Genomic DNA, 25,916 nt, shown 5'->3' with positions numbered 1-25,916 from the left:
GTGATTCGAAAATCAAGAAATATTTTAAAGTGTTTTGCCACGGTTTTTACCGTGGCAATCCTTTTTATGTCCTGTGGGGACAACTATGAAAGGGTTGGGGAAGAAGCCGTAAAACCAATTTATCCGCAAGGAATCGCGCAAAATCTGACCCTCACCTATACAGAGACTCCCAAAGAAATGGGAACCCAAGATCAAGATAGCTCGCGGGTCATTGCTATTCTGACAAGTCCTGTTTATGAGGACTTCGATAACCAAGTTTTTAAATTTCGTACCTTTCCTAATGGGCTTCAAGTTGACTTTTTTGACGATAACAATCAGAAGAGTGTTATTACCGCCGATTATGGAATTGTGTATACCCAAACCAACCTGATTGACTTACAGGGCAATGTGGTTCTGGAAAGTCATGATGGGAAGAAATTGGAGGCCCCACAAATGTTTTTTGACCGATCCAACAATTGGATATTTACAGAGGAGGAGTTCACTTTCACTAATCCTGAGGACGGTTCCATAATGAACGGGGAAGGAATGGATTTCAATAGAAACCGAAGTTATTTTAAGGCCCATAAGACCTTTGGTCTAATGACTATAAAAGAAAAAGAACTGGATGATTAAGATTTTAAGATATACCGAATACCTGTATTTGGCCGTTGCCATTGTTTCCATTTACAAGGTGGCCACCTTGTGGAGCGTGGAGCCCAAAGAGACCTATATATTTATTTTTTTCGCGGTGGTTTCCATTGCCATGTTTCTTTTTAGGAGAAAGTACCGCAAACGCTTTGAGCAACGAAAACAAGATAACCAACAGTAATATTGTTTGGACCCTTCGCTGATCATAATAGTATTGTCTTTACTGTTTTCGGCTTTTTTTTCCGGAATGGAAATCGCGTTTGTTTCCGCCAACCGGATCCATATTGAAATTGAGAAAAAACAGGAAGGTTTTTTTGCCAAGGTACTTACCTGGCTAACCGATAAGCCATCCAAATTTATTGCCACCATGCTCATTGGTAACAATATTGCCTTGGTGGTCTACGGGCTTTTTATGGGCGATAGGCTTATGGAATGGTTTCAAACCCTGTTGCCCACAACAAGTGGGTTTCTGAATGCTTTGTTGACGGACTTTAGCCTGCTTTCCCAAACCATTATTTCCACTTTCATCATATTGATCACCGCAGAGTTTCTACCCAAGGTGCTCTTTCAGATCTATTCCAACACTTTATTGAAGTTCTTTGCCATTCCCGCATATTTCTTTTATGTACTGTTCTCTTTTATTTCCTGGTTTGTGATCAAAGTGTCGGATTTCATATTACGGGTCTTTTTCAAAACCGATGGGGACGAGGTACAACTGACTTTTACCAAATTGGAACTTGGGGATTACATTACCGAACAAATGGAAACGGTGGAGGAAGAAGATGAAGTGGATTCAGAAATCCAGATTTTTCAGAAAGCACTGGAATTTTCCAATGTAAAGGCAAGGGAGGCCATGGTTCCCAGAACCGAAATTATGGCGGTGGAGTTGGATGAGACTCCAAAGAATCTGGCCAAACTGTTTTCGGAAACGGGATATTCCAAAATTCTGGTCTATAAAGAAAGCATAGATGAGATTATAGGGTATATACATTCCTATGAACTCTTCAAAAAGCCCAAAACCATCAAAAGTATCTTGCTTCCCGTGGAATTTGTCCCGGAAACCATGTTGATTCAGGATATCCTCAATGTACTCACCAAAAAAAGGAAGAGTATGGCCGTCGTTTTGGACGAATATGGGGGCACATCAGGGATTATGACGGTGGAGGACATTATTGAGGAACTGTTTGGCGAGATTGAGGATGAGCATGATAGTACAGACTTGCATGAAGAACAGCTTAGCGAGAACGTTTACAAGTTCTCTGCCCGGCTGGAGGTGGACTACATCAACGAAAACTATAAACTGGAACTTCCCGTAAGTGAGGAGTACGAAACATTGGGTGGACTCATCATGAATGGAACGGGAGAGATTCCGGAACAAGATTCGGAGGTGAAAATCGATAATTTCTCATTCAAGATATTGGAAGTGTCCAATACCAAGATCGATTTGGTCAACCTACAGGTTTTCCCTGAAGATTAACAATTTCCAAGCTTTTTTAAGCTTTCCTATTTGAAAAGAAAATGGTATTTTCGCCCACTGAAAATACTGAATTCACCTAAACTTTTTGGATTGAAGTGAAAATTAGGGGTTTTGGTACCAGATGAAGTTTTTTTAGCATTGCATAGCGGCGCTACGGAAGAAGAAAAAGACAAAATATGGTGCCCAAACAGCAATTTTTTAACCAATTGGAAAAAGCTTAGGGGAGTTCGCAGAAAACAAGCAGTAAAATGGCAATATTAGAGAATATTAGGAAACGAACAACTGTGCTGATTTTGATTATCGGTATGGCCCTGTTCGCCTTTGTAATATCAGGAGTCTTTACCAGCAATGATTTTGCAGGGGGTGCCAAAGTAGGCTCCGCGGTGGCTGAGATTAATGGGGAGAGTATTTCCATTGACGACTTTAGAAAAGAAGTAGAGTCTGCTTCAAGACGTTTTGGCCCTACTTTTTCCAATACACAATTGGTGAACCAGGTGTACGAGCAGCAAGTAAGAAGCACCATTTTGGATCAGCAGTTCAAGGATCTTGGAATTGATGTGGAGAGCGATCAGATCATTGAGTTCGTTAGGACATCCGGTTATGCCCAAATCCCAGAATTCCAGGATGAGAATGGGATTTTCAATGCCGAAGTATTCCGAAGTGCCGTTGCCAACTGGAGTGTAAATGATCCCTTGCGTTACGATGCTTGGTTGCAGGATGAGGCACGTATCATTCAATCCGCCAAAGAACGTTTATATTTTAACTTGATCAAAGGAGGTGTGGGAGCCACACTTGCCGAGGGGGAGTTTGATTACAAAATGGCCAACGAGAAGGTGGACATCCAGTACGTACGTGTACCTTATACTGCTATTGCCGATAGTACCATCCAAGTCACAAAGGATGATATCCAAACGTACATCAACAACCATCAGGATCAATTCAAACAAGAAAAAGCCAGGGATATCCGCTTTGTTTATTTTGAGGAAAAGCCTTCCTTGGGAGATGAGAATCAGGTGAAAGAGGATATCACCAATTTAATTGAGGACAAGGTGACCAACGCTGCAGATACCACCTATGTAGAAAAGCAATTTTCCAATACAGATGACATTGCAGCTTTCTTGGATAGAAATTCCGATACCAAATACGATAGCATTTTCAAAACCAAAAGTGAATTGCCATCCATTGCAGCCGACACTTTAATGGGATTGTCCATTGGCGAGGTGTACGGGCCATATCGTGATGGTGATTTCTTTAGGGTGACCAAAGTGTTGGACAAGAAGGCCGAAGGAGCCGTAAAGTCCAGCCACATTCTTTACGCCTATGAAGGTGCTGAAAGAGCTGGGGCAGATATCACAAGAACTAAGGAGGAAGCAGAGGAAGAAGCCAAGAAAATGTTGGTGGAAGCCCAAAAGGCGGATGCTAATTTTGCAGCGCTTGCCAGGGAACATTCAGATGACCCAACAGCGGTTCAGCGTTCAGGTGATATTGGGTACTTCAGACAAACTGATCTTGGGTTGGCCGAAAATTATAGAAACTTTCTTTTTGAGCACGACTTGGATGAAATTGGAATGGTGGAAACACCATTTGGATTCCACATCATTAAGATTGATGACAAGCAAGATTTGCTCCAGGTTGCGACCCTTTCCCGTGAGGTAGCTCCGTCTGAGGAAACCATAAACACCTTGTTCACCGATGCCACCAAATTTGAAATGGCGGCCATTGATGCCGAGCCCGAAGCCTTTAGCGATATTGCTACAGAAAGCAGCTATGTAGTTAGACCGGTTAACAAAATCAAGGAATTGGATGAAAACCTACCTGGACTTTCCGCCCAACGGGGAATTGTTCAGTGGGCTTTTAACGATGATACCAAGGTGGGAGACATTAGACGTTTCAACATCAACAACGGTTATGCCGTAGTCCAGGTAACCAAGAAATACAAGGAAGGATTAATGACTCCAGAGGATGCTTCTGCCACAGCTTTACCGCTTATCAGAAAAGAGCGTAAGGCGGAGCAAATCATCTCCGCACATTCCAATATGGATTTGGATGCCTTTGCTTCGGCGAGCAACATAGCCAAGTCCAATGCCTCAGCATTGACCATGAAGTCGCCGACCCTACCTGGAGCCGGAAGGGAGCCATTGGTGGTGGGTACTGCCTTTGCCTTGGACCAAGGTGCAACCTCAGGTCTTATTAAAGGAGAAACAGGAGTATTTATGATCCAAGTGACGAAGAAAGAAGAAGCTCCCAACGTGGATAACTTTAGCACTTATGCCAAAACATTACGCACCAATGCAGCCAATAGGGTAAACGGAGCGGTGTACAACGCACTTAAAGATGGTGCCGATATTGAGGACAAACGCGCTACTTTTTATTAGTAGGTAAGCAAATAATACAGCATAAAAAAGCCTCCCTTTATGGGAGGCTTTTTGTTTCGTTTTATTCATGGGTTCGCCATTAAACATAATTTAACTGTGTTCAACCTACATCCACAGCTTGTTGATCGGGAATTCCAATAAAAATAACTGATGTCACTTCGAGCGCAGTCGAGAAGTCGATATGACTCGAATTTTAAGTAGGTCTCGACTGCGCTCGACCTGACATAAAATTTTAAGCGGTTGAATGTTAGCGGATAACTAGTATCTTATTTCAACTCAAGTTGTTTTGATAGATACTCTGGACGGCACAAAAAAAGAGGTTGTCCATTTGAACAACCTCTTCTGGGAAAGCCCTCATCAAAAATGGCTTCCTCGCTACACTTTAATGTTCATCTTCTGCCAAACCGGTTCGCTTATAACCGGCGAATTGGTAAATTGTACCCGGGTCATCTGAAAATTCGGCTTCAAAGTATATGCTGTCTACGACATTTCCGCCTGTTGACTCCACAGCATCTTTCAGGATAGTGCCTTTGGTAATATTGACATTAACCTCATAATCGTCAACATTACTCTCTAAATCTGACCCTGAAAATGTCATAGCTTCCATGTCAACCGAGCTTTTTACCTTAAATGACCAAGTGTGCGAATGATCGTCAATCCAAAGGGAGGACTCATCTGCGCTGTTGGCTGTGGTAATCAGTTGATATCCCAAACCGTAGATATCCTCATCATCTACTAAAAACTTTATGTACCAATCTCCTGTCATTTCGGATAGATTTGATTTGCCGGGTACATAATCCTCATGTTTGTCGCAGGACAAAGCCAAAACCCCTACTGAAAATATAAACAAGGCCTTTAGAATTTTACTTTTATATATGTTTTTCATTTTTTTAAAATCAAAATTGAACTTGAGTTAGCTGTACATGGAATACACCATTGCCGAAATTTCCTGTTCCTGTGAATGTTATTTCCTTATTTTCTGAGTCAACTTGAAAATCTGTAATGTCAACGGTGTTTCCCCAAATTGGAAAGACAGCTTGACCAACTGTGAAATCGTTAGATGGTATGTCATTTGCTGTTATCACAGCACCTCGCGCAGCATAACCTGGGCCATAACCACGACCAAAATCATAATAACCCCCGAGGGCATGTGAAATTTCATAGGTATCTGTTCCATCATCTGTTTGCCAAATCAGGACATAGTTCATATCCGTATATTGGGGAAGGAAGTCAAAATCTGGTGCTCTTTGTACGTTAGCCAAATAGAGTCCTTCTATACTGTTGACCAAATCCCCGGTATTTGCAACCCAAACATTTCGAATGGCAGTTCCATCAAAACCATCATCGTTTTGAGCTGAATAGGTTACTAAATAGTTGTCGGGAACTGAAGTATCTACACCATCCGCTCCCTGATAAGTCCCACTGGCGGAAGTTACGACTTCAACGGAGCTTCCACCGGCGTCGGCTGTGGCTCCTGGATCTTCAAAGGTTGAATCAAAAGGGACAAGTAACTCCGCGTCCCCATTCATGGTAATTATTGGGAAAAAAGTAAGTCTGGAGACATTACCAGTTTCCATATCCGATGAGCAAGAAAATAACAGTCCTGCTATTGCCATAATAATTGATAATCTATTTTTCATCTTCTTTTCTTTTTTAATTAGCATACCATACTTCTTCCGTCAAAGGAATTTGGGCAGGAGTATTTGGGTTACGTTGGGCTTCATCCAATGGAAAAAGGAATCGCTTTGGGAAAAGCCCTCCTGTAGTTCCTTCTACGGAGTAGGTGAATTCTCCGGGGACGTAATTATTGTCATCACCAGCTACAGGACTTATTTGGGGATATCCGGTCCGATTATGTTCAATAAAGGCCTCAAATCCGCTACCTGGATAGAGAGAAATCCATTTTTGGGTAATAATGGCTTTGATATTTACCTCTTCATCGTTGCTGTTGGGGTAGGCATAATTTGTGGCCAGCATATCGTTACCGTCCAAACCAAACTGAGCAAATGCGGCCAAGACACCTTCTTCATAAAAGTCCTGTGCTTCAGTTCCTTCGGAATATCTTTCGTAGGCCTCAGCTTGGAGGAACTTGCTTTCAGCCTCAGAAATGAAGTAGAAGGGGTCAGTAGCATGGAGTACAACCACAGAGGCATCTCCAGAACCATCATCAAAATCGCCTTGCAATTGGAATGTATTACCGTCATAGAATTCCGCCAATCTTGGATCCGTGGCGGTCTCTAAAAAAGACCCCATGGTGTTACTTGCTCTTAAATTGGTACCCACATTAAGCTGTCTTTTTTCATTTTCATATAGGGGATTGCTTCTGCTGGCCTCATCCACAAATTGGGTAATTGCTGCGGATTCTTCCAAGAAACTGGCTCCAGAATTGATCAATTCCGTAACTCCGGAAGACGCAACTGTTGGGCGTGCATTGGTTTGTCTTAAATACAGACGCAGCAATAAAGTGTTGGCAAATTGAGTCCATTTTTCCATATCTCCTTCAAAAAGAAGATCTGTTTCTCCTGGGACATTGTCCAAAGGAGAATCGGCCAAATTTTTAGAAAGTGCCTGTTTTAAGTCGGCGACCATTAGGTCATAAACTTCTTCTGCAGACTGGAAAGTTGGCGCTAGAATTGCCGTGTTATTGGCATCAGTATAGGGCACCGAACCGTAGAAGTCAATCAGCAACTGAAATGCATAGGCTTCTAAGGTAGAGGCGATCAAATAGTAATTCCAATTGGCTTCTGTATCTGCATTTGCTTTAATGTTTCTGATATCGGTTAGTGCATCATAGATTTGAGACCAACCATCATTAAACAAGGTACTCGAATTGGTAACTGAGTAGTTATCATAAATACGGTATTGATTGGCTACCGCACTCTGGGTCCAAAATTGGCTCCAAAAGCCCCCAGGAATGGCAAAATATGTTCCTGCTGCCGCAGCAATTCCTGTTTGCGCAGTGGGCAGCTCAGCTGCCATGGGTATTTGTTCAGGGGTTAATAGGTCAGGGTCAACGTTTACATCCAGATCATGGTCACAGGAAATTAAACTTACAATTCCGGTGAACAGTAAAAGAGTATAAATGAAATATGTTTTTTTCATGGATTTGTTTTTAAAATGAGAATTTAACGCGGGCCCCGTAGGCACGTTGGGCTGGGTTGGTGGCGAACTCCCCAAATTCACTTCGAATACCCCTACCGTAAGAAGTAGTTTCGGGATCAACGTAGGTATTATCACTTGGAGTCCACAAAAAGAGGTTTTTACCATAGAGCGATAGGGACATTCCAGTTAGCCCAACAGATTGAACAAACTTGGAAGGGAAACTATAGGTTAGTGCAGCTGAGCGCAATCTGATGAAAGTTTTATCAATGATATGCTCGCTTTGTATAGCCTGATTTTGACTTGCATTATAAAAGGCGGTCACATCTTCATAATCCACATAGGTGGTGTTTTCTTCATAACCTGTTACATTGCCTTGTTCATCGGTAACGGCTACTACGGAATTGGGAAGAATGAACGGATTTCGATCATTATAGGTGGTTTCCTGTCCGTTCCCAACAAAATAACTCAACCTTTTGGTGTAGGAGTACATCTTGCCACCCTGTTTCCAATCCCAATTTGCGGATAACCTAAACCCTTTGTATTCAAATGAATTCTGAAGTCCCATGATAAAATCACGCTGTGAGGTTCCAAGGAAATGCTCGTCTCCATCATAGGTATAGTATCCTGTGTTTGGATCGGCAATAAGTTCACCATCATCTGTGGTTTCAGGAGCAGGGCCATAGAATACACCTAAGGGTTGTCCTTCTTGAGCATAAAAGTTGATGTCATACGCGGAATATATTGAAATCTTCTTTTTAACCTCATCACCATTCTCATCAAATTCCTGCTCTCCGTGAACTTTTGTGACTTCACTTTCATTTTTAGCGAAAGTATAGGTTAAGCTCCATTCAAAATCTTTGGTACGGATGGGCTTGGCGTTAAATGCCAGTTCTACACCCTTGTTCTGAAGATCCACAAAATTTCCGGTAATCTGACTGTAACCCGTGGAACGAGGAACATCCAAATTAACAATAAGATCTTTGGTGTCACGCTGATACACGGAGACGTCCAAGCCCAGTCGATTATTAAAGAATTGGGTTTCTAGTCCAAACTCCAGTTCATCGGTAATTTCAGGCTTAAGATTTTGGTTTTCTATTCTACCAAAAACCTCGTAACTGTTCAATCCTGCGAAAGGATATTCTATGGAACCAAAATACCCTGCGTTTACAGCTTGCCCTGCGGTGGAATATACTTGATAGAGCCCGGTATCGTTGCCAATTCGCGCATATCCACCTCTGAGTTTAACAAAACTTGAATTCGTATCAACGACTACTGCAGCCAAGGAGGCTGAGGGGTAAAAATAGGAGTTGTTTTCTATGGGTAGCGTGGACGAATTGTCGTTCCGTGCTGTGAGAGTTAAAAAATAGCGATTCATGAAACCTAATTCTGCACTACCATATAGCCCAAATACCCTTCGGAGATAATTGTTTTGTCCAAGGGATGGGGTTGATGCTGAATTGCTCAACTCATAAAAATTAGGCAAGTCCAAATCGGTTACCACAACTGAAAGGGCATCTCCGCTCCGTTGATTATAGTTAAAACCTGCAAGAACGTTCAAGTTCAAATCTTCAGTAAGATCCTTGTTGAAATTTAAGTTCAGATAGGTATCCAGCTCCTTATTTGAATATTTATATTCACCTACTGCACCTACAACTTCATTAGAACCTGCCAGATTTTGAGGAGCACCTTCGATATAGGAAATTATTGCTCCTGTTCGCTTTATGTATTCATTGTCTACATCCCCGCCTATTTGGAAAATTAGGTTGAAGTTATCATGGAGTTCATAGTTAAGATTTACATTTCCAAAGAAGCGATTCTTTAAAGACCGCACTTTGTTACTTTCTAAAGAAACATAGGGATTGGCAGCATATGGAGTATAGAAATAACTAGGCGTGTTGAAAATGTTGGATTGATCTTCCATATCAACAATGCTAATGTCGTTGGGCATTTGAATTATTTCCTGCATTAATGACTTACCAAATGCGGCGTCATCACCTTGACCGGAAGGTATGGCCCATTGATCCTTGTTGGTGAAGTTGGCACTGGCCTTAATAGCCAACTTATCTACTTTTAAACCGGTGTTCAGTCCAAAGTTGCCCTTTTTAAAAGAGTCTGAATCTGTTGGGAATATCCCATCTGAATCCACCCGAGAGTAAGTGAAGGCCAGATTGGCATTTTCGTCACCGCCACTTATGGTTATGGAGTTGGTGTAGGTGTGTCCTATGTCAAAGAACTCCCTTACATTATCTTCCAATGGAACGTAAGGTTTGATTAACTGGGTATTGTCCACAATACGACTCCAAGCTCTTATTTCCCCATCAAATGGAGCCCCCCACGAGCCATTTTCATTACTCGCGGCAAAGGGACCTTCCCCGGAGACATTGGAATATGAATGTCCAGACCAACCCGTGCCAAATTGTTGTTGTTTATCCACCAATTTGCCAACTTCATTAAAGTCGATCGAGGAACTTACATCAACTTTAATCCTGCCTTTACCTGTTTTGGTTGTAATAATGATAGCACCATTGGCAGCACGCGATCCATAAAGAGCGGTAGCGGCGGCACCTTTGAGAAAGTTGATGCTTTCAATATTGTTGGGGTCCAAATCCACAACTCCGGAACCTACATCAAAGGAACTTGTGGTTATAATAGAACCGTTGGCCCTATCAAGAACAGGAGAACCGTTTATTACATAGAGAGGGGTGTTACTTCCTGTAATAGACCCAAAACCACGGGAGATTACCTTAGCAGATGCACCTGGTTGAGCTGGCGCTGAAATATCAACACCTGGAACTGATCCTGAAAGTGATTCCAGCGGATTTGTGTTTACAACTTCCGTTAAATCCTCGGCGCTAACTTTTGTAGCCGCGTAACCTAAGGAACGTGCTTGTTTTTTAATACCAAAGGCGCCCACTACCACAACTTCCTGAAGAGCTTCGGCATCCTCTTCCATTTGGACAATGATGGTGTTGCTTGCTCCCACAGCAACGCTCACATCTTTTTGACCCAAATAGGAGAATACCAAGGTTTGACCTTCGCTGGCAGTGATAGCGTAATTACCATCAAAATCGGATTGGGTACCTGTGCCCGTTCCAGTAACGACAATGTTGACACCTGGGAGAGGTAATCCAAGTTGGTCCGTAACTGTTCCTGTCACGGTTTTTTCCTGTGCCAGTGTGGTCGTGATCATACCGACCAAAAACACCAGCAACATCCATAGAGTTTTAGATTTCATAAAAAATAATTAAGAGTTAGTTCAATGCAACCGGTCAAACAGGAGTTCAACTTTGTATTTGTCAGCTAATTCAAATAATCCTCATGGAAATAAATGGGGAAGAAAAGTTTTGGCTCCTGTTTTTCGAAGATTGCCGAGCAAAAAAACGAATTGAAAACACGGACTTTGTTAACCCTTAAAAACCTTTACACAATTGCCGAACGAGATTTACAGGCTGATCCCTGAATCAAAAATTCAGCTAAATGAGGATACATCGGGATAGGTTAAAGAGGTAGATGGAGCGGGTTGGATTTACAGCGTATGGATTGATTTGCTTGATCTTCCTAAAGATGGTATGGTAATTCGGGAGATGGTAGTTGATGACTTGCTAAGCCACCTTGCCCATAAATTCTGAAGGCGTGGAATGGGTAATTTTTCTGAAAGCTTTGTAAAAGGAAACCCGGTTGTTAAATCCGCATTGATATGCCACCTCAGAAATAGAGGGAGCAGTATGTTCCGTTTGGGCCATTAGCTTCCTTTTGGCTTCTTCAATTCTAAACCTATTGACATATTCATAAAAATTTAGACCAAAATTCTCATTGATTACTTGTGAGGCATGATGACGGGAAATATCCAATAATTTGGCAATATCATCCAACCTTAATTCCTGATTTAAATAGGGTTTTTGGGTCAACATCAGATGTTCCAGTTTGTTCTTTAGTTCATGGGAAAAGGCCTTGGAAAGCCCTGTTTTTTCATATTTGTGATTTCCCCCCAAAGACCATAGGTGCTGTGGCGTCCTTTGATTTATGGATCCAACCCGCCAGGGCCTTATATAAAAAGTAATGGTGAGCAAAAGCAAGGGAACAAACTGCACGTAGCTCATCACAATATAAAACTCCTCTTTGGAACTGCCCCAACCGTAGTAGGTCAGAAAGGCATTATAGGACAGCAGCACCACAAAAAGCAATGCCATTTTCTGCTCTTTTCGATTTTTCTTCCTTTTCCATAGCGATATAATTATGATCAGTAGTACTTGAAATAGGAAGAATAAAAAAGTAAAATCCCAAGAAGGTACCATAGAATCTGAATTTTTACCATTTAAGTTTCAATGGAAAATTCTGAAAATCCATGATGTTTATACTGCCCAAATTGACGAATGCCCTATTTCAGTTTACGGATGAGGTTTTTTGAAAGGTATTTGCCTTTTTTAAACGGTTCGGAGGTACGTTGGAATTGGACTCCCAATTGGAAAGGTGAACTACTTAGAGCACCATCTCTGAATACGGAAGCACTGTACGGAAATCTTTGTTCTTAAAGTACAGTTGATCTTCCTGGCCACCTGTAACCAAAACAAAATCACCGCCCCAGGCACCCAGACTTTTGATGGATTTAGAATAATCGGGGAACAATCTGTTTTTGACTGTGGGTACTTTTAGTACTTCCGACAAGGTTTGTTCATGCAAATCCATCAGCGCCTCAAACTCCGCAAGGGTACCGCAAGTCACCATGTTTTTGGTAATATGGGTCAAATCATGCGCCAATTGAGCCTTGTCAAATTCAAGCGAACGATAGTTGGCAATGGCATCCCTACTGTTTTGTTTTTCATTGAGATAGACGAAAAAAAGATTTTCTTTAAAGGGAGGATCAAACCGAACTTCTTGAACGCTGGGGTGGTTGTCTTTAAGATGGTATAACAAAGGGGAGTTGTGCTGTGCACATGCAATATCGTAGCCACTGCCTCCAAAAGTGCTATGCAATAAGTCGTGGGCATCCACCATGGCCCATTGGGCTATATTGTTGATTAAGGTGGAGGAGGTGCCGAGCCCCCAATCTCTTGGAAAGCTCAAGAAGGTTTCCAAACTCCAGCCTTGGCCATCAGCCAAAAAATTTGGATTTAAGGATTTTGCAACGGTAAGGATTTCCGACAATCGATTGGCCATTTTTTCATCTGAAGTTGTCCTTAGCTTAAGATTTGGAACCTCAAATTCGGCTTCAAACCAAAGCTGTTTATCGATATCGAAACTCTTCCATTCTAAAGAAGGACTGTTGGATGGAACAATCGTAAGCGATTGTCCAAACTTAGTGGGCACGGCAAGTCCAACAGCTCCGTCTAGAATAGCATACTCCCCGGAGAGCAACAGTTTTCCATTGCTATAAAATTCTTGTTGCATTATTGCGACTGGATCTTTTCCAAGGCTTCCTTAACGGCTGCATTGGTAACTGTATGGTCCTTAAAATACTGAACAAGCTGTTGTTTTTCACTTTCTGTGGCGCCCATTTGGTTAAGCATGTTCATCAAGTGCATTTTCATATGCCCTTTTTGTATCCCCGTGGTGACCAAGGATCGCAACGCGGCAAAATTTTGGGCCAGTCCAGCTACCGCGACCACCTGCATCAGTTCCTGGGCAGAAGGTTCGCCAAGAATTTCCAAGGCTAGTTTAACCATGGGATGAAGCGAAGTAAGCCCGCCCACGGTGCCCAAAGCCAAAGGCAATTCAATCCAGAATGAAAAGATACCATCTTCAATTTTGGCATGCGTCAAACTGGAATAATGTCCGTCTTTGGCTGCATAGGCATGTACTCCAGCTTCTATGGCCCTAAAGTCGTTTCCAGTGGCCAGAACCACTGCGTCCACTCCGTTCATGATGCCCTTGTTGTGCGTAACTGCCCTGTGCGGTTCCACCTTGGCAATCTCCACGGCACGAACTATTTTTTGGGCAAATTCTTGCCCAGAAATCCCAGCTTGATCCAAGTCGGATACGGGACAGCTTACCTCTGCTTTTACCAAACATTGGGGAACATAATTGGAAAGGATGCTCATGACCACTTCCACTTCTGCTTCCTCGGGGGTAAATGCAGCATACGTTTTGGCTTCGGATTTTAAGGTCTTGGCAAACTGCTCCAAGCAGGAGTTGATGAAATTGGCACCCATGGCATCCAGGGTCTCAAAAGTGCAGTGCAGTTGATGGTATCCCTTAAGCTTGTCGTCCAGACTTCGGAGTTCAATATCGTTTATCCCACCGCCGCGCTTTTCCATGTTTTTGGTGATTGCGGAAACACCGCTGATCAGCTTGGGTTTAAGCTGTGCAAAAAATGATGGTAGTTTCTCCGTGTCGCCATGAAACATAAAATGGACCTGACCCACTTTTTCAGTACCGATAATTTCGGATGTAAAACCACCACGGCTCAACCAAAACTTAGCGGCATTGCTCGCTGCTGCGACCACCGAACTTTCCTCAATGACCATGGGAATGGCGTAGAAGTTTCCATTGAGCAAAAAATTGGGAGCCACGGCAAATGGAAGGTAATAGTTGGATAAGGTATTTTCGATAAATTCATCATGCACCTTTTGAACCTTGGGGTCTTCGTTCCAGTATTGTTCCAACAGTGCTTTTGCAGCGATGGGGTCATTAGTGTACTGTTCCGCGATCCAGTCGATTTTTTCGCTTTTGGAAAGTTTGGAAAATCCTTCAACAGGAGTATTCATGGTGCTTGGTTAAAGGATTCAAATATAAGGATAATCCGATTTTAGGCTAGGAATTGGATCAAATCGGAAAGATTTCCGGTGTTAAGTGTAAACACATAGTTTATTAATTGATAAAATATTAGTAAACTTGACGGTTTGTAATCAATTATCAGTATTCATGGGAAACAAATTCCTAATTTACATTTTTACCCTCGGATTTTTAACATTTTCGCAAGCCCAAAAAAAGAAAATAACCCTTGAAGATATCTGGCAAGGATCCTTTAGAACAGAATATATGGATGCGCTCCGCTCCATGAAAAATGGAACGGACTATACGGTTCTTAACTTCAACAGATCCCCAAGATCCAGTAGTTTGGATAAATACAATTATGAAACCTCAGAAAAGGTGGAAACCATTGTAGCCTCCTCTGGTGATGTTCCCTTTTTCAGTTCCTATACCTTTAGTAAGGATGAGTCCAAAGTTTTATTGGCCACGGAAATAGAGCCCATTTTTAGACATTCACGTCTGGGCATCTATTATGTATATGACGTAGGAGCAAAAAGCATCACCAAGATTTCCGATCAAAAAATTCAGGAGCCTTTGCTATCTCCAGATGGGTCAGCTGTGGCCTATGTCTACAACAATAATATTTATGTGTTTGACCTAACTTCCAAATCCACCAAGCAAATTACTTCGGATGGGAGTAAGGGAACCATTATCAATGGCGTTACCGATTGGGTTTATGAGGAAGAGTTTGCCTTTGTAAGGGCTTTTGCATGGAATAGTAATGGGAGCCAGATTGCCTTCCTTCGATTTGATGAGACCAATGTTCCACATTTTTCAATGGATGTTTTTGGACAGAATCTGTATCCGTTTCAATATGAATTCAAATATCCTAAAGCAGGAGAGGAAAATGCCACGGTAAGTCTTCACATGTATGATGCTGCCTCAGGAAATACCTCCAATGTGGATTTGGGCGACGCCTATTACATTCCAAGGATCAAATGGAAAAACAATCCCGATGAGTTGAGTGTCCAGACCCTCAATAGACATCAGAACGATTTGAAGATGTATACGGTAAACGCGACGAATAACTCGGTTGGTCTTTTGTTGGAAGAAAAAGATGCAGCTTATGTGGATATCACGGATGATCTTACCTTTTTACCGGATGACAGTTTTATCTGGACGAGCGAGAAAGATGGTTATAACCATATCTATTTATACGGAAAAGACGGGAAGTTAAAAAACCAAGTGACCCAGGGCCCTTGGGAGGTAACGGCCTATTACGGGTATGATGAAAAACGAAAGCGAATTTACTACCAATCCTCGGAAAATGGTTCTATAAATCGAGGGGTGTACAGTATTGGGTCGAACGGAAAGAAAAAGAAGGCGTTGAGTGCCAAAGAAGGCACCAATGGAGCGGCCTTTAGTACTAACTTCACCTATTATATCAATACGTATTCCAGTGCCACCACTCCATATCAATTTACATTGCACCAAGCATCGGATGGGAAACTGCTTAAAACGATCAAGGACAATAACGCTCTTGACCAAAAGTTGGAAGGTTATGAACTGAGTCCAAAGGAGTTTTCGACTATTGGTATCAACGGAAATGATCTGAACATGTGGATGATCAAACCCGCCGATTTTGATCCCAATAAAAAGTACCCACTCTTGATGTTCCAATATAGTGGTCCCGGATCCCAGCAAGTTGCCAATAGATGGTTGGGAAGTAACGACTACTGGCACGAAATGTTGGCATCCGAAGGCTATATTGTGGCTTGTGTGGATGGCAGGGGAACCGGATTAAAAGGGCGCGACTTTAAAAAAGTCACCTATATGAATCTGGTAAAATATGAGACCGAGGATCAGATAGCGGTGGCCAAGAAACTGAGTGAACGCCCATACATTGATGAAAACCGTACCGGTATCTGGGGTTGGAGCTATGGAGGTCACATGAGTACCAACTGCTTGCTGAAAGGGAATGATGTTTTTGAAATGGCCATTGCAGTTGCACCGGTTACTTCATGGCGATTCTACGACACCATTTACACCGAGCGCTTTATGCGTACCCCAGCCGAAAATCCTGGGGGATATGACGACAACTCACCTTTTAACTACCCTGAATTGTTAAAGGGAAAATACCTCTTGGTCCATGGCTCAGGCGATGACAATGTGCATGTGCAAAACTCCATGCGTATGATCGAGGCCTTGGTGCAGGCGAACAAGGATTTTGAATGGGCCATTTACCCGGATAAAAATCATGGAATCTACGGGGGTAATACCCGACTCCATCTCTTTAGTAAGATGACCAAGTTCGTCAAAGAAAATTTGTAACCAAACTATCTAATATATGTCAGATGTTGTAAAACCGGCTAGCGAAAAGCAGCTCTTTGGGCACCCACAAGGCCTATTCTACCTGTTTTTTGCTGAGCTGTGGGAACGCTTTAGTTTCTATGGAATGCGTGCATTGCTCACGCTCTATATGGTTAATGTAATATTCGAGGCCCTGTCCACCAGGGATTATGCCGCTGCTGCAGTTTATGCTTCTTATGGCTCCTTGGTTTACGCTTCCACAGTTATTGGGGGTAAGATTTCAGATTCCATTCTAGGAATGCGGGCATCCATTTTTTTAGGTGGAATTTTGATGGCCTTAGGGCACTTTGTGTTGGCCATTGAACATAATATAGCCTTCTTCCTGGCCCTCGCTTTGATTATTGTTGGAAATGGCTTTTTTAAACCCAACATATCCACCTTTGTAGGAACGTTGTATAAGGATGGGGATCCCCGAAAGGATTCTGGGTTCACCATATTTTATATGGGAATAAATATTGGGGGATTTGTTTCCCCTTTGCTCTGTGGCTGGCTTGGAGAAACTTATGGATGGCACTACGGATTCGGTCTTGCCGGAATAGGCATGTTAACAGGGCTGCTCTTCTTCTGGAGCGGTATTAAAAAGAATGTATTTGGTGATGGAGGGAGACCACCCAGTGTTGAGGTTTATGAAAAGAAAGTGATGGGAATACCCCAAAAACACTTGATTCCCATTTTGGCCTTTTTGTCCGCACCTTTGATTGCATTTTTACTGCACTCCTACAAGTCATTGGGAGCCGAAGGAACAGCTTTTGCCGATACCAATATTGTAAACCTCTTGTTTTATCTGGTGGGGATTGTCGTACTGATATATATGGCAACCATCATGGTCAAATCAACAGTGGATGAGCGCAAAAAGCTCTTTATGGCCTTGCTGATTACTTTCTTTATGACCATTTTTTGGGGCTTTCATGAACTGCACGGCAGTGTGATTACCTTGTTTGCAGCTCGAAATGTGGACTTGACCTTGATCAATGCGAGTCAAACGAATGCCCTTAACTCCATGTTTATTGTGATTTTGTCCATCCCTATTTCCATCATGTGGACTTATATGGCCAAAAAGAAAATCAATCCAAGAACCCCGTACAAATTTGGAATGGGACTGGTGTTGGCAGGTTTGGCCTTTTATGTGGTGTCCTTAAGTGGGGGTAGTGCAGATGAAAATGGGATGGTTCCATTTTCCTATTTGCTCTGGCTATATTTTATTATTTCTGTAGGGGAACTTTTCATGTCCCCTGTGGGATTATCAAAAATCACCGATTTATCGCCTAAACGAATTGTGGCCTTTATGATGGGTGTTTGGTTTCTTTCATCAGCTTACGCCTTCCAGATTGTTGGGTTCATCTCCAAACAATTGGCTATAGAAAGTACGGATAGCAATGTGGGAGGTCTCGAAACCTTGGATGTCTATTTGGATGGATTCCGATTGATAGCCATTTATGCATTAGTGGCTGGTGCAGTGGTATTGCTGTTTGGCCCTTTGATGAAACGCTTGATGGGCAACGTCCATTAATCTTTATCAAAATTGAAAACATAAAATCCCTTTTCACTGGTACTGTGAAAGGGGATTTCTTTTTGTGCACAGGTCGTTTTCCATTGCTCCACATAACTCCTGTAGTTGCTACCATCTGCCAAGACCACTTTGGGTTGGACAGAATCCAAGAGTCGACCCAAATGTACTTTAGGGGATTGGGTGAGCACGATATAGTCAACGCCACTTTTTGCAGGATAGCTGCCAAAGCTGTCCATCACAAAAATTCTATTTTGGTTGAGGCGATAACTGTTTTTTAATGCATGAACTTTGGAGGATGCAATGCGCTCTGCAATTTTGAAATTGTCAATCCACATAGGTTGGAGAAGTGTATCACTCGTATGGATTTTTAAGCTGTCTCTCTGTTGATGGAGTAGTAAACTCTGTTTGGTTTGATGAGCCAAGATCAAGCTTTGGGCGGAATTGGATTGCCATTGGCTCCAAATAACACATAGCTGCATTGATAATATGCTGATGCCCAGAAACCAAATGTTTTTGACTCTGGGTTTGGATAGCGTTTGTACCAACGCAATGATAAGAACATACCCCAAGACCATCTGAATTTGGTCAAATGGAATATCCCTGATAACAAATCCTTCTTGTTTTCCCACCCATTCCACTATGGCATTCATGGTTCCAATTAAAAAATTATAAGCCTCGACCACTTGATGGGACAGGGTGTGGGTCAAGGACAGAACGATGACAAGAATTCCCATACCCAGCAACAGCCCTAGAAAGGGCACCACCAACAGATTGGAAACAAAGAATAAGGCAGGAAATTGATGAAAATAATAGAGGCTTATTGGCAGAACACCCAATTGGGCCGCAATACTGACGGACATAAGTTGCCAGGACTTTTGTAAGATAACGTTTTCTGGAGACCAAAACCGTTGCAATTTGGGATACAGCCAAACAATGGCAAATACGGCAGCATAGCTCATTTGAAATCCTACCTGGAATAGAAACAAAGGCTTGATCAACAAGATAAAGAACATGGAAAGGGCCAAGATGTTAAAGGCATTGGTTGGACGGTTTAGGTGCATGGCATAGGCCACAAAGGAAAACATAGTAACCGCTCGAACAATAGAGGGTGATAATCCTGCAATAAAGGCATACATCCAGAGAAAAAGAACCACCGCGATTAACTTAAGGGTTTTCCCTTTCGGGAGTCTTTCCAAGGGCGACAGTAAAAATTGAAACAAAAAGAGCAGGATGCCCACATGTAGTCCAGAAACAGCCAAAATATGTACCGCTCCAGCATCCCTGTAACTTTTGTAGGTGTCCTCAGATATGTCGTCGCGCTGACCAAGTACCAAGGCCTGGATCACGCTTAATTCTTCCTTTCCAAATTGCTCTTGTTTTAAGTTGGAAATAATTCTATTCCTAAAGCGGGAGGCTATTCCGTATAGCGTAGAGGAGGGATTTTCCTGAATCCTAAATTGATTGGGCTCTGCTCGAATTTGATATCGGATTCCTTGTTTGGCCAAATAATCTTGGTAATCAAAGCTGTTGGGGTTTAAAGGGGGACGGATGGTTTCCGCCTTTCCCCAAAGCGCAAGCTTGTCATCAACCCTTAGCTGCTTGGCAGTGGAATCCAAAGGCAGTGTAAGCAGCAGTTTCCCTCTTGACTTGCTCCCATCCAACGAATGCACCTTGGTTATATATCGCTGGGAATAGGAGTTCGGCTTTAGGACTTCCTGAATCTTTAATTCCCATAAGCTTGCGACATCTTCCTTGGGATTTTCAGACTTTTCTTCCCATGTGCTGGACGTTGAAATAGTTACCGTAAAAATTCCGAGAACTATTGTGGTTATTGCAGTAAGGCATTCAAAAAAGGGGAAAGCACGACGTTTCTGCTTTTTGGAACTAAAATAGAGGAAGGGGAGTAGTGAGAGAAGAAGAATCAGAGCCCAATTAGGTCTAATATTCCAATAAAATCCCATCACAATGCCCACGATTAGGCAGAGTGTCAACTTAATGGACACAAAATTAAATTGCTGCATTTACAATATCCTCATGGCCTTGACAAAGGCGTGGTTCCAATACCCTTCCCTAAGGGAAGAAACTATGACTCCACGTGAGGTTGTAGCGTGAATAAATTTGATTTCGTTTCGGTTGACATCGACCACCAATCCCACATGATTGATACGTTTGCCGCTTTTGCCGGTCTTAAAATAAAGAAGATCTCCTTTTTGCACCTGGCCTACCTTAATTCGTTTTCCATGTTCCGCCATCTGGTACGATACCCTAGGAAACTCGATATCGTTTTCCTTGAGTGAAACAAACACCAACCCTGAGCAATCCATGCCTTTTTGAGTGGTTCCCCCAAATTTGTAACGGGTGCCCGAAAAGGTCATCGCCGTAGCAATGATACTTTGCGCTTTGGTATTTTTTCGTTCTTCTTTTCTGGAGATTTTGGGTGGTGCAGCTTCCTCGATTGAACCTTCGACCGTAATGGTAGGAGTTCTATTTTTACTATAAGTTCGCTTCTTTTTTGCCCCACAACCAAGCAGGAACAAAAGGGTAAGAATGCAAAGGACGTTTCGTAACATGTTAAGTAGGTTTGTGACTTGTGGCCATAAATTAAGCATTTTCAATGATTAATTGGGCCGCCAATTGACTGGCACCTTTTCCACCTAGTTTTTTCCGAAGCATCTGATAGTCATCCAAAATAGCTTCACGTTTCTGTCCTTCAACAATCTTGCCAAGCTCCTGTTTAAGGTTGGCTGTTGTTAAATCATTTTGTATCAGTTCTTTGACAACTTCTTTGTCCATGATCAGGTTGACCAGGGAAATATAATCCAACGTAATGATTCGCTTGGCAATTTGGTACGAAATCCAATTCCCTTTATAACAAACCACCTGGGGAACGCCAAAAAGTGCCGTTTCCAAAGTGGCGGTTCCACTGGTAACCAAAGCTGCATGGGAGTATTTTAACAGGGCATAGGTCTGGTTGGAAACATACCCCACTTTGTTTTCATTTCGATAAGAGGCATAGAAATCCTGTGGTAAACTGGGGGCGCCTGCGATCACAAATTGATACTCTGGGAAATCCTTGGTCACCGAAAGCATGATTGCCAACATTTTTTGGATTTCTTGCTTTCTACTCCCAGGAAGCAGGGCTATGATGGGTTTATCAAAATCCAGAGAATTTTGCGAGCGAAATTCCTGTTCTTCAGGAATATCTGTGCTTTCAATGGCATCAATTAGGGGATGCCCTACAAAGTGAACAGGATAGCCGTGTTTTTTTTCGTAAAAATCCTTTTCAAAAGGGAGAATTACGTGCATTTGATCAATATCCCGTTTAATTTTCTTGATTCTGCCTTCCCTCGAGGCCCAGATTTGGGGGGAGATATAGTAATTGGTTCTAAAACCGTTAGCCTTGGCCCATTTTGCAATGCGAAGGTTAAATCCCGAAAAATCAATGAAAACCACGACATCGGGATTAAATTTTCCGATATCCTCCTTGCAAAAAGAGATGTTCTTGAAGATGGTGGGAATGTTCTTGATAACCTCTAAAAACCCCATAAAAGCCATGTCTTTGTAGTGCTTGGCCAATGTGCCGCCCGCTTGTTCCATCAAATCACCGCCCCAGCATCTGATCTGGGCACTGGCATCCTTTTGCCTAATGGCCTTGATCAAATTTGAACCATGTAGGTCTCCAGATGCTTCCCCTGCAATGATGTAGTACTTCATCCTAAAAATTCATTTTCAAGGGTCAAGATCATTTGAAAAATTTAAAGTACATGATGAGCAGGGCTGTAAGTAGGGTTGCCACCATAACACCCCTGGCCCTATGATCCCTCTTAAGTCGCAAAAACCCAAAAAAGGCCACCAAATTCAAAATAGCGCCCAATGCAAGCAAACTGCCCATATGTCCTTGGGAAATAGCGGCTTCAAAGGTTTCAGCAATTCCAAGGTCGGAAAAAATCAAAATGTATCCCAGGGTTCCAAAGGTATTGGCAATAATACCCACAACAAACCCGATCAAAACTTCTTTTCTGCTATTCATTTAAACTCCAATTGTTTACTTGTGGAATGGCATGGTGGGCGGTAAGGTCAAACTGTGTAGGAACCACGGAAACGTAGCCCTGCGAAAGTGCCCACTCATCAGTGTCTTGTCCCTTGTCCAAAAGCTCAAATTCCCCGGAAAGCCAATAATAATCCTTGCCAGTGGGGCTTGTACGTTTGTCAAACTGTTCTTTCCAATTGGCCCTGGCCTGTCTGCACACCTTGATGCCATTGGGTTCTTTATCGGTTTTAGGAAAATTCACATTAAGTACGGTACCCTTGGGAATTCCATGAAGCAATGCCTCGGTCACAATTTTTTTGACGGACTTGCTGGTGTATTCAAAATTCGCTTCCCAGGAATAATCGCAGAGTGAAAAACCAATGGCTGGAATCCCTTCAATGCCTGCCTCAATGGCAGCACTCATGGTTCCCGAATAAATAACATTGATGGACGCATTGGAACCGTGATTGATACCGCTAACACAAATATCTGGTTTTCTGTCCAGCAATTCTTGGAGGGCCAATTTCACGCAATCTGCAGGGGTTCCACTACAACTGTACTCCAAGGGAGCGCCTTCTTTTTGGTCAATGATGACCTGTTTGGAATATAAGGTGCTATCAATGGTAATGGCATGTCCCATGCCGGATTGGGGGCTATCTGGGGCAACCACCACAACCTCTCCTATTTCCTTCATAACACTGATCAATGATCGAAGCCCGGGGGCAGTAATTCCATCATCATTTGTGACCAGGATGAGCGGTTTATCCATTTTATATAATTAATAAGGTAAAAATACGTTTTTCATTAGGATATGAAGCTCTAGGTGTTTAACAAAAAATTAAACGGACTTGACCAGACTGGCACGGTTTTTTCAGTATCTTAGGGAATTCATACAAGTAGAAACGGAGGATGAAGTGATGATTTTATGGTTGGTTAGCCAACTAGTTTCGTTCCCAATTAAACAACCTTTTTATGAAAAAGAATTTCACCTTAGCTCTTTTGGTAATTCTTGTGGCAGTAGCCTCCTGTAGTTTTACAAGCAAATCTTTTGAAAACGACGACAAGGACAAATTGTTGTTGGATTTAATTACCTACGTCTTGGAAAGGGGCCATTATGAGCCCAAAAACCTAAATGATAGTTTTTCGTCCAATGTTTTTGATGACTTTGTAGATATTCTAGATCCAACAAAGCGCTACTTTTTGGCAAGCGATATTCGGGAGTTCGAAAAGTATAGATTTCAAATTGATGACGAAATTAAAAATACCGACATCACTTTCTTCAACATTGTATACCAACGTTTGATGAAGCGTATGGGGGAAGCAAAGGATATTTACAAGGAGGTATTGTCCCAGCCCTTTGATTATTCCATTGAGGAAACCATCAATATTGATTACAAAGATCAGGATTACGCTGCCAACAGAAAGCAGTTGAAGGAACGCTGGAGAAAGCAATTGAAGTACAACACCTTGGCAGTTTTTGACGGAAAGGTCGAAAACGGAATCACCGATGCCGGGGAGCAGGTAAACAATGCCAATCTATTGACCTATAGCAGCATTACTTCTGCAGTAAATAGGGATGAATTGGAGGCTGATGCCAGGGAAAACACAAAAAATACCTTGGACGAGTTTTTTGATTTTATCGATGACTTGGAACGTAAAGACTGGTTTGTACAGTACATCAACACCATTGTAGATGAATTTGACCCGCACACTTTCTATTTTGCTCCTGATGACAAAGAGAAGTTTGATATTGGAATGTCTGGAAAGTTTGAAGGAATAGGTGCCCGGTTGCAAAAGAAGCCCGAAGGTGCCAGAATCATGGAAATCATTTCAGGTGGACCCGTTTGGAGAGATCAAAGCCTCGAAGTTGGAGATGAAATCCTTAAAGTGGGCCAAGATGGCGAAGAACCCATTGATATTGTGGGAATGCGTTTGGACGATGCCATCAAATTGATCAAAGGGCCTAAAGGCACTGTTGTTGACCTGACCGTTAGACGTGTGGATGGAACTATTGAAGTAGTTTCAGTAACAAGGGATGTGGTGCTCTTGGAAGAATCATATGCTAAATCTGCTACCGTTAAAAGAGAAGATCACAAATATGGATTGATCAATCTGCCCAAGTTCTATGTGGATTTTGAGGACTATACCGAAAGAAACGCCGCAACGGATGTTGCCAAAGAGGTAGATAGACTTCGGGAAGCTGGGGTTGAAGGTATTGTGCTTGACCTTAGGGATAATGGTGGAGGTTCCCTTAAGACCGTTGTGGAAATGGCGGGACTTTTTATCAAGGATGGTCCTATTGTGCAAGTAAGGTCTTCAGGACAAAGAAAAGAAGTACATGAAGATAAGGATGAGCGCATTCAATGGGATGGCCCATTGGTTATCTTGGTGAATGAGTTGTCCGCATCCGCATCAGAGATTTTGGCAGCGGCCATGCAGGATTATAAGCGTGCGGTTGTAATTGGAAGCAAGCAGACGTTTGGTAAGGGAACCGTGCAAAATGTGATTCCTTTGGATAATATTGTTCGTAGCAATGAGCACGGAGATTTAGGTGCCATAAAACTTACTACACAGAAATTCTACAGAATCAATGGAGGTTCTACCCAATTGGAAGGGGTGAAAAGTGATATTGTGGTTCCAGACCGTTACAGCTATATCGATCTAGGAGAGAGAGATCAGGAAAATCCATTAGGCTGGGATAAGATATCTCCTGCCGATTATGAAATCTGGGATGGTTATATCGATTTTGAAACTGCAGTGGCCAATAGTAAAAAACGAATGGCTGAAAATCCACAGATCAAGTTGATCGAGGAAAATGCCAAATGGCTGAAAGAGCAACAGGACGAAATCATCGTTTCCTTGAATTATGATGTTTACAAGGTTAAGGAAGGTGAAGCCAAGAAGCGTTCGGACCATTTCAAGAGCCTTAGGGAATATGATTCCAAACTCACATTTGAATCTTTGAAATACGAAACGGAATTGTTTACCCAAGACTCCGTATTGCGTGAAAAAAGAAATCGTTGGCACAAGGACTTGGCTAGGGATATTTATGTAGAGGAGGCCATTAATGTACTTCGGGACCTACAGTTGAACAATATCAAAAGTAGTGAGCGAAAATTGGCCAGTGTAAAAGGATAGAAAACAATTCTAACGATATGAAAACCGACTTCTTGAAGTCGGTTTTTTTATTTCTGTGGGTTACTTGGCAAAGCTACAGCTGAAGGCCATAGATTCTGGATTCCTCCTCCCAAGGATGATACCCTTGACCCACATAATGAAATCCATGTTTTTCATAATATCCAATATGTTCCGTGCAGAGATAAATGTGCTGGAAGCCCCCTTTGCGTGCATCTTCTTTTGCTTTTTCAATCAGCATTGTGGGGTAGCCCTTTCCCCTATGTTTCTCCTCAATGAACAATGCACATATCCAAGGGTATAAGTCCATTCTACTGATAAAATCATTGCTGATTAGTCCAGCGCAACCTATGGTTTCTCCATTATTTTCCAACAAATACCATTGTGGTAATGGATTGGGGGAATCAATACAACTGCTAATGGAATCTTGATATACCTCTGGTGGAACACTTTTCCAAGTCTGTTGGAAATAGGAGATAACATGTTCCAAGTTTTCTGGATTTTCACGAACTGAAATTAATTTCATGCTTGTTTGAATTTTGATGGTTTCGCATTGGGATATAAATACGATAAATTACCCTTGCTCCTTTCAAATTTATA

The 25,916-nt window shown here is 42.3% G+C and carries 20 protein-coding genes; 7 read left to right on the top strand and 13 right to left on the bottom strand.

What is annotated here, in order from left to right; translation table 11 throughout:
* From lptC to ACOOE0_RS02645, 4 genes are all read left to right on the top strand, one after another.
* Complete coding sequence (lptC, locus tag ACOOE0_RS02660) at positions 1-612, top strand: LPS export ABC transporter periplasmic protein LptC (protein WP_420400931.1); 612 nt, start codon at positions 1-3, stop codon at positions 610-612.
* Entirely contained in the window at positions 605-808 is a 204-nt protein-coding gene (locus ACOOE0_RS02655; RefSeq protein ID WP_138837866.1) for a hypothetical protein, read from the top strand. The genes lptC and ACOOE0_RS02655 overlap by 8 nt, the downstream gene beginning before the upstream one ends.
* 66 nt (positions 809-874) lie before the next feature.
* Entirely contained in the window at positions 875-2,104 is a 1,230-nt protein-coding gene (locus ACOOE0_RS02650) for a hemolysin family protein (protein ID WP_420400930.1), read from the top strand.
* A gap of 248 nt (positions 2,105-2,352) precedes the next feature.
* Complete coding sequence (locus ACOOE0_RS02645) at positions 2,353-4,479, top strand: peptidylprolyl isomerase (protein WP_420400929.1); 2,127 nt, start codon at positions 2,353-2,355, stop codon at positions 4,477-4,479.
* Between the two features lie 382 nt (positions 4,480-4,861).
* On the opposite strand, the gene ACOOE0_RS02640 is transcribed toward ACOOE0_RS02645, so the two are convergent.
* The 7 genes from ACOOE0_RS02640 to ACOOE0_RS02610 form a co-directional block, all read right to left on the bottom strand.
* Positions 4,862-5,365: a lipid-binding protein gene (locus ACOOE0_RS02640; protein WP_420400928.1), complete on the bottom strand. Its 504-nt coding sequence runs from the start codon at positions 5,363-5,365 to the stop codon at positions 4,862-4,864.
* Between the two features lie 10 nt (positions 5,366-5,375).
* On the bottom strand, positions 5,376-6,119 hold the full coding sequence (locus ACOOE0_RS02635) for a BT_2262 family domain-containing protein (protein WP_420400927.1): 744 nt from the start codon (positions 6,117-6,119) through the stop codon (positions 5,376-5,378).
* A 13-nt stretch (positions 6,120-6,132) separates the two neighbouring features.
* On the bottom strand, positions 6,133-7,581 hold the full coding sequence (locus ACOOE0_RS02630; protein ID WP_420400926.1) for a SusD/RagB family nutrient-binding outer membrane lipoprotein: 1,449 nt from the start codon (positions 7,579-7,581) through the stop codon (positions 6,133-6,135).
* Positions 7,582-7,591: 10 nt separating this feature from the next.
* Positions 7,592-10,816 carry a SusC/RagA family TonB-linked outer membrane protein gene (locus ACOOE0_RS02625; RefSeq protein WP_420400925.1) on the bottom strand — a complete coding sequence of 1,075 codons (3,225 nt, stop codon included), beginning with the start codon at positions 10,814-10,816 and terminating at the stop codon, positions 7,592-7,594.
* 367 nt (positions 10,817-11,183) lie between these two features.
* A complete protein-coding gene (locus ACOOE0_RS02620; protein ID WP_420400924.1) occupies positions 11,184-11,771 on the bottom strand; it encodes a helix-turn-helix domain-containing protein in 588 nt (195 codons plus the stop codon).
* 289 nt (positions 11,772-12,060) lie between these two features.
* Entirely contained in the window at positions 12,061-12,969 is a 909-nt protein-coding gene (locus ACOOE0_RS02615; protein WP_420400923.1) for a GYDIA family GHMP kinase, read from the bottom strand.
* A complete protein-coding gene (locus ACOOE0_RS02610; protein WP_420400922.1) occupies positions 12,969-14,285 on the bottom strand; it encodes a hydroxymethylglutaryl-CoA reductase, degradative in 1,317 nt (438 codons plus the stop codon). Before ACOOE0_RS02610 ends, ACOOE0_RS02615 begins: the two co-directional genes overlap by 1 nt.
* 157 nt (positions 14,286-14,442) lie before the next feature.
* On the opposite strand from ACOOE0_RS02610, the gene ACOOE0_RS02605 reads away from it, so the two are divergent.
* Positions 14,443-16,602, top strand: coding sequence for a S9 family peptidase (locus ACOOE0_RS02605; RefSeq protein ID WP_420400921.1), 2,160 nt, complete (start codon positions 14,443-14,445; stop codon positions 16,600-16,602).
* 16 nt (positions 16,603-16,618) lie between these two features.
* Complete coding sequence (locus tag ACOOE0_RS02600; RefSeq protein WP_420400920.1) at positions 16,619-18,151, top strand: peptide MFS transporter; 1,533 nt, start codon at positions 16,619-16,621, stop codon at positions 18,149-18,151.
* Here ACOOE0_RS02600 and ACOOE0_RS02595 read toward each other — a convergent pair.
* The 5 genes from ACOOE0_RS02595 to surE are packed head-to-tail and all read right to left on the bottom strand — an operon-like array spanning position 18,148 to position 22,950.
* Positions 18,148-20,172 (bottom strand): ComEC/Rec2 family competence protein, encoded by a 2,025-nt coding sequence (locus tag ACOOE0_RS02595; protein WP_420400919.1) that lies wholly within the window; start codon positions 20,170-20,172, stop codon positions 18,148-18,150. The genes ACOOE0_RS02600 and ACOOE0_RS02595 overlap by 4 nt on opposite strands.
* Positions 20,173-20,721 (bottom strand): C40 family peptidase, encoded by a 549-nt coding sequence (locus tag ACOOE0_RS02590; protein WP_420400918.1) that lies wholly within the window; start codon positions 20,719-20,721, stop codon positions 20,173-20,175.
* Between the two features lie 31 nt (positions 20,722-20,752).
* The gene (gene lpxB / locus ACOOE0_RS02585; protein WP_420400917.1) at positions 20,753-21,865 is read right to left on the bottom strand and encodes a lipid-A-disaccharide synthase; all 1,113 of its coding nucleotides are present in this window, start codon (positions 21,863-21,865) and stop codon (positions 20,753-20,755) included.
* Between the two features lie 28 nt (positions 21,866-21,893).
* Entirely contained in the window at positions 21,894-22,181 is a 288-nt protein-coding gene (locus ACOOE0_RS02580; RefSeq protein ID WP_420400916.1) for a hypothetical protein, read from the bottom strand.
* Entirely contained in the window at positions 22,174-22,950 is a 777-nt protein-coding gene (gene surE / locus ACOOE0_RS02575; protein WP_420400915.1) for a 5'/3'-nucleotidase SurE, read from the bottom strand. The genes ACOOE0_RS02580 and surE overlap by 8 nt, the downstream gene beginning before the upstream one ends.
* Before the next feature lie 203 nt (positions 22,951-23,153).
* On the opposite strand from surE, the gene ACOOE0_RS02570 reads away from it, so the two are divergent.
* Positions 23,154-25,319: a carboxy terminal-processing peptidase gene (locus ACOOE0_RS02570; protein ID WP_420400914.1), complete on the top strand. Its 2,166-nt coding sequence runs from the start codon at positions 23,154-23,156 to the stop codon at positions 25,317-25,319.
* A gap of 73 nt (positions 25,320-25,392) precedes the next feature.
* Here ACOOE0_RS02570 and ACOOE0_RS02565 read toward each other — a convergent pair whose 3' ends face one another.
* On the bottom strand, positions 25,393-25,842 hold the full coding sequence (locus ACOOE0_RS02565; RefSeq protein ID WP_420400913.1) for a GNAT family N-acetyltransferase: 450 nt from the start codon (positions 25,840-25,842) through the stop codon (positions 25,393-25,395).
* Between the last annotated feature and the right edge of the window lie 74 nt (positions 25,843-25,916).

The organism is Flagellimonas sp. (assembly GCF_965215805.1).
Taxonomy (GTDB): Bacteria; Bacteroidota; Bacteroidia; order Flavobacteriales; family Flavobacteriaceae; genus Flagellimonas.
Note: the sequence above shows the minus strand (reverse complement) of the source record. Positions and strands in the feature narration are given on the sequence as shown.